This is a genomic window from Variovorax terrae (assembly GCF_022809125.1).
In the GTDB taxonomy this organism is placed as follows: domain Bacteria; phylum Pseudomonadota; class Gammaproteobacteria; order Burkholderiales; family Burkholderiaceae_C; genus Variovorax_A; species Variovorax_A terrae.
Genome location: NZ_JALGBI010000001.1, coordinates 1,040,194 through 1,054,069, shown reverse-complemented (window position 1 = coordinate 1,054,069; position 13,876 = coordinate 1,040,194). Strand labels below are relative to the sequence as shown.

The 13,876-nt window shown below is 64.4% G+C and carries 13 protein-coding genes; 2 read left to right on the top strand and 11 right to left on the bottom strand.

The window, feature by feature from the left end:
- Nucleotides 1–165: 165 nt before the first annotated feature.
- Together MMF98_RS04965 and MMF98_RS04960 are read left to right on the top strand one after the other, a co-directional pair.
- A complete protein-coding gene (locus MMF98_RS04965) occupies nt 166–1,482 on the top strand; it encodes an MFS transporter (protein WP_243304919.1) in 1,317 nt (438 codons plus the stop codon).
- A gap of 18 nt (nt 1,483–1,500) precedes the next feature.
- The gene (locus MMF98_RS04960) at nt 1,501–2,604 is read left to right on the top strand and encodes a M14 family metallopeptidase (RefSeq protein ID WP_243304918.1); all 1,104 of its coding nucleotides are present in this window, start codon (nt 1,501–1,503) and stop codon (nt 2,602–2,604) included.
- 44 nt (nt 2,605–2,648) lie between these two features.
- Here MMF98_RS04960 and MMF98_RS04955 read toward each other — a convergent pair whose 3' ends face one another.
- Genes MMF98_RS04955 through nuoG form a run of 11 tightly spaced genes read right to left on the bottom strand, consistent with a single transcriptional unit; the run spans nt 2,649 to nt 13,862 of the window.
- Nucleotides 2,649–3,122, bottom strand: coding sequence for a DUF1178 family protein (locus MMF98_RS04955; RefSeq protein ID WP_243304916.1), 474 nt, complete (start codon nt 3,120–3,122; stop codon nt 2,649–2,651).
- Nucleotides 3,123–3,132: 10 nt separating this feature from the next.
- Nucleotides 3,133–3,723 carry an NUDIX domain-containing protein gene (locus MMF98_RS04950; RefSeq protein ID WP_243304914.1) on the bottom strand — a complete coding sequence of 197 codons (591 nt, stop codon included), beginning with the start codon at nt 3,721–3,723 and terminating at the stop codon, nt 3,133–3,135.
- Nucleotide 3,724: 1 nt separating this feature from the next.
- Nucleotides 3,725–4,027, bottom strand: coding sequence for a DUF2818 family protein (locus MMF98_RS04945; protein WP_243304912.1), 303 nt, complete (start codon nt 4,025–4,027; stop codon nt 3,725–3,727).
- 25 nt (nt 4,028–4,052) lie between these two features.
- A complete protein-coding gene (gene nuoN / locus MMF98_RS04940) occupies nt 4,053–5,540 on the bottom strand; it encodes an NADH-quinone oxidoreductase subunit NuoN (RefSeq protein ID WP_243304910.1) in 1,488 nt (495 codons plus the stop codon).
- Nucleotides 5,541–5,550: 10 nt separating this feature from the next.
- Nucleotides 5,551–7,026 carry an NADH-quinone oxidoreductase subunit M gene (locus MMF98_RS04935; RefSeq protein ID WP_243304909.1) on the bottom strand — a complete coding sequence of 492 codons (1,476 nt, stop codon included), beginning with the start codon at nt 7,024–7,026 and terminating at the stop codon, nt 5,551–5,553.
- A 55-nt stretch (nt 7,027–7,081) separates the two neighbouring features.
- On the bottom strand, nt 7,082–9,112 hold the full coding sequence (nuoL, locus tag MMF98_RS04930; protein ID WP_243304907.1) for an NADH-quinone oxidoreductase subunit L: 2,031 nt from the start codon (nt 9,110–9,112) through the stop codon (nt 7,082–7,084).
- An 18-nt stretch (nt 9,113–9,130) separates the two neighbouring features.
- Nucleotides 9,131–9,439, bottom strand: a complete 309-nt coding sequence (gene nuoK / locus MMF98_RS04925; RefSeq protein ID WP_243304905.1) for an NADH-quinone oxidoreductase subunit NuoK — start codon at nt 9,437–9,439, stop codon at nt 9,131–9,133.
- Entirely contained in the window at nt 9,436–10,086 is a 651-nt protein-coding gene (locus MMF98_RS04920) for an NADH-quinone oxidoreductase subunit J (protein ID WP_243304904.1), read from the bottom strand. The genes nuoK and MMF98_RS04920 overlap by 4 nt, the downstream gene beginning before the upstream one ends.
- Before the next feature lie 30 nt (nt 10,087–10,116).
- Nucleotides 10,117–10,638, bottom strand: a complete 522-nt coding sequence (gene nuoI / locus MMF98_RS04915) for an NADH-quinone oxidoreductase subunit NuoI (RefSeq protein ID WP_243304900.1) — start codon at nt 10,636–10,638, stop codon at nt 10,117–10,119.
- 12 nt (nt 10,639–10,650) lie between these two features.
- Nucleotides 10,651–11,727, bottom strand: coding sequence for an NADH-quinone oxidoreductase subunit NuoH (gene nuoH, locus MMF98_RS04910; protein ID WP_243304898.1), 1,077 nt, complete (start codon nt 11,725–11,727; stop codon nt 10,651–10,653).
- Complete coding sequence (nuoG, locus tag MMF98_RS04905; RefSeq protein ID WP_243304896.1) at nt 11,724–13,862, bottom strand: NADH-quinone oxidoreductase subunit NuoG; 2,139 nt, start codon at nt 13,860–13,862, stop codon at nt 11,724–11,726. The genes nuoH and nuoG overlap by 4 nt, the downstream gene beginning before the upstream one ends.
- Nucleotides 13,863–13,876: the final 14 nt, after the last annotated feature.

The window sequence follows — 13,876 nt, the reverse complement described above, 5'->3', positions numbered from 1 at the left end:
TTCGGCTTCACAGGGATGAGGAAAGACCGATGCCATGAAACAAAAAATTATCGTATTGCAAATAATATTGTCTTTCCATGACCAGCAGGATTCCCTAACATGCGAGCGCGCACGCCAGCCCTCGCGGCTGGGCAGCCCTGCACAACGAAACAACAGGATAACGACATGAGTTTGACTCCGAGCGCGCGAGCGCCCTACAACCAGCGCCAGACCATAGTGGCCACCACGATCGGCAACGCGCTGGAATTCTTTGACTTCACGGTTTACGGTTTTCTGGCGCTGGTGATCGGCCGCCTGTTCTTTCCCACCCTGGACGCCTACGGCCAATTGCTGCTGACCGTGGCGACATTCGGCGTCGGCTTCATCATGCGGCCATTGGGCGGCATCGTGATTGGCGCATACGCAGACCGCGCAGGCCGCAAGGCGGCCATGACCCTGACGATCTTCCTCATGGCCCTGGGTTGCGCGATGATCGCCTTCGCGCCCACATATGCGCAGATCGGCATTGCGGCCCCCATCCTCATCGTGCTGGCTCGCCTGATCCAGGGCTTCTCGGCCGGCGGCGAGGTGGGTGCCTCCACCACGCTGCTGGTGGAGCATGCCACGCCCTCGACGCGCGGCTATTTCGCCAGTTGGCAGTTCGCGAGCCAGGGCCTGGGCATCCTGCTGGGCGCCCTGCTGGTCGGTGTCCTGTCCGCCACGCTGTCGAAGGAGGCGATGGAAAGCTGGGGCTGGCGCGTGCCGTTCGTGCTGGGCATGTTGATCGCTCCCGTGGGCATGTACATCCGCCGCCATCTGGAAGAGTCGCTGACGGTGGTGCCCGCCGCTACAGCGCCCCGGCGCAGCAGCCTGACGGTGGTCCTGAGCGAACATGGCAAGACCGTGCTGGCCGCCGTCCTGAGCATCATCGGCGGCACCGCCGCAGCCTATGTGGTGAGCTTTTACATGCCAACCTATGCCATCCGCGAGCTGGGCCTGCCGCCGCCGGTAGCCCTGTTCGGCGCTGCGCTGACCGGCCTGTTGTCGTTCGCACTGGCGCCCTTCGTCGGCCGCTGGTCGGATCGCGTGGGCCGCAAGCCGCTGATCATCTGGAGCCGCATCGCGCTGGTCCTGCTGATCTACCCCTGCTTCTGGTGGCTCACCGAGGCCCCGAGCCCGGCACGCCTGTTCATTGTGGTCGGCCTGCTCAGCATTACGCTGGTGGTCCAGACCGTGCCCGGCATCACCATGCTGCCAGAGATGTTCCCAAAACCGGTGCGCGCCAGCGGCATGTCTCTCGTCTACAGCGTGGGCGTGGCTCTGTTCGGCGGCTTCTCGCCGTTCATCAGCACCTGGCTGCTCAACGCCACAGGCAACAAGCTTGCACCCGCCTGGTACTTGCTGGCCATGACCCTGGTGTCCACCCTCGGGCTGCTCTGGCTGAAAGACCACACCGGCGAGATCCTGGACAAGGAGCCGACAGGCATTCAGCCCGTCCATTGACTTTCTTCGCGGAGCAACATGTACACGACCGCATCCAACCGCTATTTCGCTGGCACCTACGCGCAGGCGCGGCAGAAATTTCTTGCCGCCGCACAGCAGCGCGCAGCAAGGGTCGAATCCTTTCTGCTGGAGTCGAAGCTCGGTGCCTATGGCGAGACCCTGACCACCGACATCGCACTGCTCGGGCCGAGCCAGGCCGAGAAGCTGCTGATTGTCAGTTCCGGCACGCATGGCCCGGAAGGGTTCTGCGGCTCGGGCTGCCAGGTTGCCCTGCTGCAGGATGATGAGCTGCTGGGCCGGCTCACGAAAGCCGGCGTCAGCCTGCTGCTGATCCATGCCGTCAATCCCTACGGCTTTTCCCATCTGCGCAGGACCAATGAAGACAACATCGACCTGAACCGCAACTTCATGCGGTTCGATGCGCCGCTACCGGCCAATGCGGCTTACGCCGACGTCGAGCCATTCGTGCTTCCACCCGCGTGGCCACCGGCAGCCGAGAGCGAGCAGGCCATGGCGGCTTACGTGGCCCGCCATGGCATGGACGCACTGCGCGATGCAGTGTCCAGCGGACAGTACACGGTCCCGGACGGCATTTTTTATGGCGGCCGCACGCCCTCATGGAGCAACCGGACCATCCGCGCGATCCTGCGCAGCCACGCCGCGGCGGCCATGGCGATCGGCTGGATCGACATCCACACCGGCCTGGGACCTTACGGCCATGGCGAGAAGATCTATGCCGGCGGCAACAATGCGCAGGATCTGGCCCGCGCACGCGCCTGGTGGGGTGCCGATGTGTTTGCGCCCTTCGAAGGGCTGTCCGCTTCGGCCGATGTGCAGGGCGCGCTGGTGTTGTCGGTCTATGAGGAATGCCCGCAAGCCAAGACCGGCCTGATGGGGCTGGAGTTCGGCACCCTGCCCCATCAGAGCGTGATGAACGCGCTTCGGGCCGACCACTGGCTGCACCGCAACCCGCAGGCACCGGTGGAACAGCAATTGAAGATCCGGCAGGACCTGCGTGACGCGTTTTACTGCGACAACGACGAGTGGAAGGGCATGGTGCTGGGTCAGGCTCGCTCGATCATGCTGCAGACCCTGCAGGGGCTCAAGCAGATCGACGGTTGAGCTCTGCCGGACGGGATCATCCGCTGCGGCGGTGCCGGCGCCTATTACTGAAGCGTTTCCTTGAGCGCCTCGGGCAGCAGCAGCGGCAGCACGCCGATGCCCTCCTCCAGCAAGGCCTGCGCTTCCTCGCGCGATGCCTGGCCGCGGATGTTGCGCTCCTCGGTTTCGCCATAGTGGATCTTGCGGGCTTCTTCGGCGAAACGGGCGCCCACGTCTTCCGTGTTTGCCATCACGTGGCGCGCCATCTTGAGCCAGGCGGCCTGCAGGCGCGGATCGCTCGGCAGCAGCGTCATGGCCTGCGCCGGTTCGGAGGCAACTGCGGCCGGCCGAATCTCCGCCGCGTCCCGGGCGCCGCCGAGATTGAGCCTCGGCGCGCTGGGCATCTTGGCTATGGCCTTGTCGCTGCACAACGGGCACTCGACCAGGCCCCGTGCCAGCTGGCTCTGGAAATCATCTTCGGACGCGAACCAGCCTTCGAAGGCATGCTGGTGCGCGCACTGCAGATTGAGGACTTTCATGCGCCGATTATCAGGCGGGGCCTTGGCCGCCTGCCGACGACCAGTCCAGAGTCCATGCCCCCGACAGGACGTTCTGCAGCCACAGCGCCCCGGTCAGGGTCTTGGCATCGGTCACGCGGCCGTCGCTGCACCACTGCAGCAGCTCGGCGGGCGTGGCGCTGAACACATCGAGGAACTCGCCCTCGTCCAGCCGGCGCTCGCCTGCCGTCAGGCCCCGCGCGAACCAGATGTCGATGAATTCGGTGGAGTAGGAAATGACCGGGTGCAGCATGCCAGCCCGCGCCCATTCGCGCGCGGTGTAGCCAGTTTCCTCCGCCAGCTCGCGCTGTGCGCAGGCCAGCACGGCTTCGCCTGGATCGAGCTTGCCGGCCGGAAACTCGACCATCACCTGCTGCACCGGATAGCGGTACTGGCGCACCAGCCCGATGCGGCCATCGTCGAACAGGGGGATGATCATCACGGCGCCGGGATGCACAACGTACTCGCGCGTCGCGCTGCCGCCATCGGGCAGGCGCACGGTGTCGCGCAGCACCCGCAGGAAGTTGCCCTGGAGCAGTTCTTCGCCGTCCGTCCTGTGCTCGATCAGATGGCCGTCGTCCATCTCAGGCCCGGTGCTTGAGCAGGTAGCGGTACACGAAGCCCGGGAAAGCGAAGGTCAGGAACAGCGCCCCGGTGATGACATAGAACTCCCAGCCCTGCGGTGCGATCTGCCCGGCCCGCTGCTCCAGCGCCAGGCCGATGCCGCCCACCACGACATAGAGCACCACGAGTTCCGCCAGGCGCCAGGCCAAGGTCTTGGGGCGCGACAGCGGGACGACGGCGAACAGGCGCTGGTTGACAAAGGGCAGGTTGGCCGCGCAGAAGGCGGCCACGATCACGAGCCAGACGGAAAGCGTTTGAGACACGTCGGACAGAGTACCGGCAGGCGCCTCAGGTTCCCAAGGTCCTGACGATGGCCTGCGCGCACAGCGTCATCAGGCCGCCCGGCACGATCCCCAGGATCAGGACCAGCGCACCGTTGAGGGAGAGCACGGCGCGCACGTCCGCCGGGGCGGACACCGTGGTGGCCGTGATCGGCGCATCGAAATACATGACCTTGACCACGCGCAGGTAGTAGAACGCGCCGATCAGCGACATGACCACGGCGAACACCGCCAGCACGATGTAGAGCGCCTGGCCCGAGGAGATCAGGGCCTGCAGCACCGACAGCTTGGCGTAGAAACCCACGAGCGGGGGCACGCCCGCCAGCGAGAACAGGCACACGGCCATCACGCCGGCGTACAGCGGGCTGCGCTGGTTCAGGCCGGCGAGGTCGGAAATCTCCTCGCTCTCGAAGCCCTCGCGCGCGAGCAGCAGGATGATGCCGAAGCTCGCCAGCGTGGTCAGCACGTAGGTCACCATGTAGAACATCGCCGAGCTGTAGGCGTTGGCCGCCGACAGCGTGTTGCCATTGACCACGCCCGACAGCAGGCCCAGCAGCACAAAACCCATCTGGGAGATCGTGGAATAGGCCAGCATGCGCTTGAGGTTGGTCTGGGCGATCGCCGCCAGATTGCCGATCAGCAGGGAGCCAATGGAGAGCACCGCCAGCATCTGCTGCCAGTCCAGCGCCATCGGCAGCAGGCCTTCCACCAACAGGCGGATGGAGATTGCGAAAGCCGCCAGCTTGGGCGCGCCGCCGATCAGCAGCGTCACCGAGGTCGGTGCCCCCTGGTAGACGTCGGGAATCCACATGTGGAACGGCACCACGCCCAGCTTGAAGGCCAGGCCTGCCACGATGAACACCACGCCGAACACCAGCACCTGGTGGCGGATCTGGCCCGAGTTGATGGCCTTGAACACCGCGCCCACCTCCAGCGTGCCGGTGGCGCCGTACAGCATCGACAAGCCATACAGCAGGAAGCCGCTAGCCATCGCGCCCAGCACGAAGTACTTGATCGCGGCTTCGGTGGCGGTGGCGTTGTCGCGGCGCAGGGCCACCAGCGCATAGCTCGACAGCGTGAGCAGTTCGAGACCGAGGTAGATCACCAGGAAGTTGTTGCCCGAGATCATCACGAACATGCCCAGCAGCGCGAACATGCTCAGCGTGAACATCTCGCCGCCGCGCAGCATGCCGCGATCGGCCGCATAGGGGCGGCCATAGACCAGCGTGACCATCATGGCGAGCGTGGCGAAGCACTTGAGCCAATTGCCCATCGGGTCGCTGACCACCATGTTGCCGAAGCCATAGATCGTGTTGTCGCTGCTGGCATACAGGCCCTGCAGCAGCGCCACCACGCCCAGCGTGAGCAGCGTGAGCACATAGGTGGTGGTGCGGCGCGGGCTGCGGGTGGCCAGGTCGGCCAGCGCGATCACGCAGGCCATGACCAGCAGCACCACGTCCGGGTAAACGGAGATCCAACTGAGTTTGTCAATCATCTTCTGTCTCTCAATTCAGCTTGGATGCCGCCACATGCTTGAGCAGGTCAGCCACCGAGGCGTCCATCACGTCGGTGAACGGCTTGGGATAGATCCCCATGTAGAGCACGGCGATGGCCAGCAGGGCCAGCATCAGGAACTCGCGGCCGTTGATGTCCTTCAGGGCCTTCACGTCGTCATTGGCCACCGGGCCGAGATAGACGCGCTTGAACATCCACAGGGTGTAGGCCGCGCCGAAGATCAGCGCCGTCGCCGCGCCCAGGCCCAGCCAGAAGTTGGCTTTGACGGCACCCAGGATCACCATCCACTCGCCGACGAAGCCCGCCGTCGCCGGCAGCCCGCAGTTGGCCATGGAGAACAGCAGCGCGAAGGCCGCGAATTTGGGCATGGTGTTGACCACGCCGCCATAGCTCGCGATCTCGCGCGAATGCACGCGGTCGTACAGCACGCCGATGCACAGGAACATGGCGCCCGAGACGAAGCCGTGCGCGATCATCTGCACCAGGCCGCCGGACACGCCCAGGTCGTTGAAGATGAAGAAGCCCAGCGTGACGAAGCCCATGTGGGCCACCGACGAATAGGCCACCAGCTTCTTCATGTCCTGCTGCACCATGGCCACCAGGCCCACGTAGATCACGGCAATCAGCGACAGCGCAATCATGAGCCAGGCCCATTCGCGCGCCGCGTCGGGCGCGATCGGCATGGAAAAGCGCAGGAAGCCGTAGGCGCCCAGCTTCAGCATGATGGCGGCCAGCACGGCGGAGCCGCCGGTGGGCGCTTCGACGTGCACGTCGGGCAGCCAGGTGTGGACCGGCCACATCGGCACCTTGACCGCGAACGCCGCGAAGAAGGCGAAGAACAGCAGCGTCTGGGCGGTACCGTCCAGCGGCAGCTTCTGCCAGGTGGCGAGATCGAAGCTGCCGCCCGACTTGGTGTACAGGAAGATCAGCGCCACCAGCATCAGCAGCGAGCCGAGCAACGTGTAGAGGAAGAACTTGAAGGCCGCGTAGATCTTGTTGGGTCCGCCCCAGATGCCGATGATCAGGTACATCGGGATCAGCGTGGCCTCGAAGAACACATAGAACAGGATGCCGTCGAGCGCGCAGAACACGCCGATCATGATGCCCGAGAGGATCAGGAAGGCGCCCATGTACTGGTTGACGCGCTCGGTGATGACTTCCCAGGCCGAGATCACAACCACCACGTTGATGAAGGCCGTCAGCAGCACGAACCACAGCGAGATGCCGTCCACCCCGAGGTGGTAGTTGACGTTGAAGCGCTCGATCCACACGCCGTTCTCGACGAACTGCATGGCCGAGGTGCCCAGCTTGAAGCCGTCGTACAGCGGCAGCGTGACGAGCAGGCTGATGATGGCGCCGATCAGCGCAATCCAGCGCACGGCTCTGGCCTGGTCATCACGACCCAGCGCCAGCAACACGACACCAAAAAAGATCGGTGTCCAGATGGCAAGGCTCAACAATCCCATTTTTCTTGTTCCATCCAATCAGTTGAGGGCAGCGCCAGGGGCCTGTCCCGCAAGGTTATTTGTTCAGCCATACGAAATACGTCATCAGCACGAAGACACCGACGATCATCGCCAGCGCATAGTGGTAGATGTAGCCCGACTGCAGCCAGCGCACCATCCCCGACACCCAGCCGACCACGCGCCAGCTGCCGTTGACGATGGCGCCGTCGATCACGGCCTGGTCGCCGCCCTTCCACAGGCCGACGCCCAGGGCGCGCGCGCCGCGCGCCAGCACGTTCTCGTTGAACCAGTCCATGTAGTACTTGTTCTCGAGCAGCGTGTAGATCGGCTGCGCCGCGCGCTTGATCGCCGCAGGCAGGGCCGGGTTCACCATGTACATGTAGTAGGCGCTGACCACACCCGCCAGCGCGAGCCAGAACGGCGCTGTCGTGAAGGCGTGCACCGCCATCTGCATCGGTCCGTGGAAGGCGTGGCCCAGTTCCTCCATCGCACCATGCTTGTCGGCGTTGACGAAGATGGCGTCCTTGAAGAAGTCGCCGAACAGCATGGGTTCGATCGTCATGAAGCCGATCACCACCGAGGGGATGGCCAGCAGCACCAGCGGCAGCCAGACGACCCAGGGCGACTCGTGCGGCTTGTGTTCGTGATGGCCATGGCCGTGATCGTCGTGGCCATGGTCGTCATGGTGCGCATCAGGGTTCTGGTCATAGCGTTCCTTGCCGTGGAACACCAGGAAGTACATGCGGAACGAGTAGAACGCGGTCACGAACACACCGGCCAGCACCGCGAACGAAGCGAAGCCACTGCCCCACAGGTGGCTTTCGTGCACCGCCTCGATGATGCTGTCCTTGGAATAGAAGCCCGAAAACAGCGGCGTGCCGATCAGCGCCAGCGAGCCCAGCAGCGAGGTGATCCAGGTGATGGGCATGTACTTGCGCACGCCGCCCATCCAGCGGATGTCCTGGTTGTGGTGCATGCCGATGATCACCGAGCCGGCCCCGAGGAACAGCAGCGCCTTGAAGAAGGCGTGCGTCATCAGGTGGAACACGGCCACCGAGTAGGCCGAGGCGCCGAGCGCCACCGTCATGTAGCCCAGCTGCGACAGCGTGGAATAGGCCACGACGCGCTTGATGTCGTTCTGGATGATGCCCAGGAAGCCCATGAACAGCGCCGTGATGGCGCCAATCACCATGACGAAGCTCAGGGCGGTGTCGCTCAGCTCGAAGAGCGGCGACATGCGCGCCACCATGAAGATGCCTGCCGTCACCATGGTAGCGGCGTGGATCAGCGCGGAGATCGGGGTCGGGCCTTCCATCGAATCGGGCAGCCACACATGCAGCGGGAACTGCGCGCTCTTGCCCATGGCGCCGATGAACAGGCAGATGCAGATCACGGTGATCAGCATCCACTGGGTGCCCGGAAAGCCGAGCGTGGCCAGTTCGCCGGACTTGGCGAACACCTCGCCGTAGTTCAGCGTGCCGGCGTAGGCCGCGATCAGGCCGATGCCGAGGATGAAGCCGAAGTCACCCACGCGGTTGACGATGAAGGCCTTCATGTTGGCGAAGATGGCGCTGGGCTTGTTGAACCAGAAGCCGATCAGCAGGTAGGACACCAGGCCCACGGCCTCCCAGCCGAAGAACAGCTGCAGCATGTTGTTGCTCATCACGAGCATCAGCATGGAGAAGGTGAACAGCGAGATGTAGGCGAAGAAGCGGTTGTAGCCCTCGTCTTCCTCCATGTAGCCGATGGTGTAGATGTGGACCATCAGCGACACGAAGGTCACCACGCACATCATCATGGCCGTCAGGCTGTCGACCAGGAAGCCGATCTCCATCTTGAGGCCGCCGACCACCATCCATTCATAGATGGTGGCGTTGAAGCGCGCCCCGTCGAGCGCCACGCTCTTGAGCGTCATGGCCGACAGCACGAAGGCCACGAACACGCCCAGGATGGTGAGCGTGTGGGTCACGCGGCGACCGATCCAGTTGCCGCCGAAGGTGGTGCCGAAGATGCCCGCCAGCAGGGCGCCCGCCAGCGGCGCCAGCGGCACGGCCAGCAGGGTTGAAGCAGAAAGCGTTGCGCTCATCGTTGTCGTCTCTTCCTGTTAGCCTTTGAGCGTATTGAGTTCGTCCACATTGATGCTGGACTTGTTGCGGAACAGCAGCACCAGGATGGCCAGCCCGATGGCCGACTCGGCGGCCGCCACCGTCAGGATGAAGAACACGAAGACCTGGCCGTGCATGTCGCCCAGGTAGTGGGAGAACGCGACGAAGTTCATGTTGACCGCCAGCAGCATCAGCTCGATGGCCATCAGCAGCACGATCAGGTTCTTGCGATTCAGAAAGATGCCGATCACCGACAGCGCGAACAGCATAGCGCCCAGCGAAAGATAGTGTCCAAGGGTCAGCGTCATGCCTTTTTCTCCATGGAAGTCGGCGCCGGCGGGGTATCGGCTGCTGCGCTTTGGGTCGCCGCGAGCTTGACCACCTGCACGCGGTCACGCGCCTTCACGCGCACCTGGTCGGCGGGATTCACGTACTTGCTGTCCTTGCGCCGGCGCAGCGTCAGCGCGATGGCGGCAATGATGGCCACCAGCAGGATCACGGCGGCGATTTCCAGCGGGTAGAGATACTGGGTGTACAGCATCTGGCCCAGCTCCTTGGTGTTGGAGAGCTGCGCGCCCGCCTGCTCCAGCGGCACGGGCTTGGGCGGCTCGCGGAAGCCGCCCATGAGCACGGCCGCCATTTCGAGCGCGATCAGGGCGCCCACGGTGGCGGCCAGCGGGAAATGCTTCCAGAAGCCCTGCCGGATGCTGTCCATGTTGATGTCCAGCATCATCACGACGAACAGGAACAGCACCATGACCGCGCCCACGTACACCAGCACCAGCGTGATGGCCAGGAACTCGGCGCGCAGCAGGATCCACACGGCCGCGGCCTGGGAGAACGCCAGCACCAGGTACAGCGCGGCATACACAGGATTGCGGGCGGTGATCACTCGGAAGGCTGCGAACAGCAGCACGGCCGAGAACAGATAGAAAAGACCAGTCTTGACGTCCATGAGTCGGTTCTTTGGGTGATGCGGCTGTGTTCAGCGGTACTTGGCGTCAGCCGCCTTGGCCGCCGCGATCTCTTTTTCGTACCGGTCGCCCACGGCCAGCAGCATGTCCTTGGTGAAATACAGGTCGCCGCGCTTTTCACCGTGGTATTCGAAGATGTGCGTCTCGACGATCGAGTCCACCGGGCAGCTTTCCTCGCAGAAACCGCAGAAGATGCATTTGGTCAGGTCGATGTCGTAGCGCGTGGTGCGGCGCGAGCCGTCGTCGCGCACGTCGGACTCGATGGTGATGGCCATGGCTGGGCAGACGGCTTCGCAGAGCTTGCAGGCGATGCAGCGTTCCTCGCCGTTGTCGTAGCGGCGCAGTGCATGCAGGCCGCGAAAGCGCGGCGACAGCGGCGTCTTTTCCTCGGGGAACTGCACCGTGATCTTGCGGCTGAAGGCGTACTTGCCGGTGATGGCCAGGCCCTTGAACAGCTCCATCAGCATGAAGCTGGACAGGAAGTCCTTGAGGGAGAACGCCGAGGCCGGCGATGTTGCGACTTGGGTAGACATGGGCTACTCCAGTTATTTCCAGATATTGAACGGTGTCTGCATCCAGACGCCGATCACCACCAGCCATACCAGGGTGACCGGAATGAAGATCTTCCAGCCCAGGCGCATGATCTGGTCGTAGCGGTAGCGCGGGAACGTCGAACGCACCCACAGGAACATCGTGACCACGCAGAAGGTCTTGATGCCCAGCCAGATCCAGCCGGGAATAAAGTCGAGGAAGGCCACCGGGGGCAGCCAGCCGCCCAGGAACATGATGACCGCGAGAATCGAGACCAGCCACATGTTGGCGTATTCGGCCAGGAAGAACATCGCGAAGCTCATGCCCGAGTACTCGATCATGTGGCCGGCCACGATTTCGGACTCGCCTTCCACCACGTCGAACGGATGGCGGTTGGTCTCGGCCAGGCCGGAGATGAAATACACCACGAAGACCGGCAGCAGCGGCAGCCAGTTCCACGACAGGAAGGTCAGCCCTAGGTCGGCGAACTGCCCCTTGCCCTGCCCCATCACGATGTCGGTCATGTTCAGGCTGGCCGACACCATGAGCACCACCACGAAGCAGAAACCCATGGCGATTTCATAGCTCACCATCTGCGCCGAAGCCCGCAGCGCGCCAAGGAAGGCGTACTTCGAGTTGGAAGCCCAGCCGGCGATGATGACGCCATAGACTTCCAGCGAGGTGATGGCCATCATGAACAGCAGGCCGGCGTTGATGTTGGCCAGCGCCACGTCGGGCCCGAAGGGAATCACGGCCCAGGCCGCCAGCGCCGGCATGATGGTCATGATCGGGCCCAGCAGGAACAATCCCTTGTTGGCGGCTGTCGGCAGGATGATTTCCTTGGTCAGCAGCTTGAGGGCATCGGCGATCGGCTGCAGCAGGCCCATCGGGCCGATGCGGTTGGGGCCCAGGCGGATCTGGGTGAAGCCGATGGCCTTGCGCTCCCACAGCGTGAGGTAGGCCACGGCGCCCATCAGCGGCAGCACCACCACCACGATCTTGATGAGGTTCCAGATCACGGGCCACGCGAGGCCCGTCCACCAGCTGGCGGCGACCAGGGACTGGCCGAGGTTGAAGATCGCGTCGATCATGCGGTCACCCCTTGGGCAGCGGCCGGCTGGCGAGCGTCAGCCGTCAGTTGCAGCGAGGCCGCCCGGCGGACCAGGCCATCGAGCTGATAGATGCTGGCGACGGCCGGAGCCGGCGATGCCGCGGCAGACAGCACGATCGCCGCGCGGGTCGCGTTGCTCAGCTTGTCGGCCGGCACGTGCGTAGCCTCGGCAGGCTGTGCGCCGCAAGCCCGGGCCAGCACCTCCTGCGAGGATTCGAAGTCAAAGCCGGGCAGGCCCAGCAGATTCGCCAACACGCGCAGCACCTTCCAGGCCGGCCTCGCCTCGCCCTGCGGCTTGACGACGGCATGGAAGCCCTGGATGCGCCCCTCGGCGTTGACGAAGGTGCCCGAGGTTTCAGTGAACGGCGCGATCGGCAGCAGCACATCGCTGAACGCCATGTTGGCCTTGAACGGGCTCAAGGTCACCACCATGTCGGCCCGACCCAGCGCCGTCGCGGCGGCGGCACCGGCCGCCGAATCGAACTCGGGCTCATTGTTCAGCAGCAGCACCGCCTTCAGAGCACCGCCGAGCATCTGGCCGGCATTCAGCCCACCGGCCCCCGGAAGGGCGCCCACCAGTTGCGCGCCCACCGTGTTGGCGGCCTCGCCCAGGTAGCCCACCGTGGCACCGGTCTGCTCGCCAATCCATTGCGCCAGTGCCAGCAGGCTGGACGCCTGGGCATGGTGAGCCGCGGCATTGCCCAGCAGGATGGCCTTGCGTTCGCCGCCCAGCAGCGATTGCGCGATGGCCCGGGCCGTGTCGCTGGCCTGGCCTGCAGCGGGTGCGGCCACGCCTTTTTCCGCCGCCACGGCGGCGGCCACGTCGGCCAGCGCCTGCGCCCAGGCCGACGATGCAGCCAGCAGCGTGCGGCCCACCGGCATGGCCCAGTCGTATGCTACGGAATTGATAGCACTGATCGACCCGCCCTTGCGGACAGCCTGGCGAATCCGCTGTGCAAACAGCGGATGGTCCTTGCGCAGGTTGCTGCCGACCACCAGCACACGCTGCAGTTGCGACAGCGAGGCGATCGGAGTGCCGAGGTGGCGTGCGCCTTCAAAGGCGGCAAACTCGACGTGGCGCAGGCGGTGGTCGATGTTCTCGCTGCCCAGGCCGCGCGTCAGCGCGCCGGCCAGGTACAGCTCTTCGAGCGTGCTGTGCGGGCTGGCCAGCACACCGATGCTTTGCGCGCCGTGGTCGGTCTTGATCTGCTTCAGGCCATTGGCCACGTACTCGAGCGCCGTCTGCCAGTCCACGGTCTTCCATTCACCGCCCTGCTTGAGCATGGGGCGGGTCAGGCGTTCGTCGCTGTTGAGCGCCTCGTACGAAAAGCGGTCGCGGTCGGCGATCCAACATTCGTTGACCGCTTCGTTCTCGAAGGGCACGACGCGCATCACCTTGTGGTTCTTGACCTGCACGATCAGGTTGGCGCCGGTCGAATCATGGGGGCTGACCGACTTGCGGCGGCTCAGTTCCCAGGTGCGGGCGCTGTAGCGGAACGGCTTGCTGGTGAGCGCGCCGACCGGGCAGATGTCGATCATGTTGCCCGACAGCTCGGAGTCGACCGTGTCGCCCACCACGGTGGTGATCTCGGAGTGTTCGCCCCGATGGATCATGCCGAGCTCCATGATGCCCGCCACTTCCTGGCCGAAGCGCACGCAGCGCGTGCAATGGATGCAGCGGCTCATCTCTTCCATCGAGATCAGCGGGCCCACGTCCTTGTGGAACACCACGCGCTTTTCTTCCTGGTAGCGCGAGGCCGAGCCGCCATAGCCCACGGCCAGATCCTGCAGCTGGCATTCGCCGCCCTGGTCGCAGATCGGGCAGTCCAGCGGGTGGTTGATCAGCAGGAACTCCATGACCGACTGCTGGGCCTTGATCGCCTTGTCGCTCTTGGTGCGCACGATCATGCCCTGCGTCACGGGCGTGGCGCAGGCCGGCATGGGCTTGGGCGCCTTCTCCACGTCGACCAGGCACATGCGGCAGTTGGCCGCGATGCTGAGCTTCTTGTGATAGCAGAAATGCGGAATGTAGGTGCCCGCCTTGTCGGCCGCATGCATCACCATGCTGCCTTCGAGCACTTCCACCTTCTGGCCGTCGAGTTCGATTTCAACCATATATCTTGTTTCCG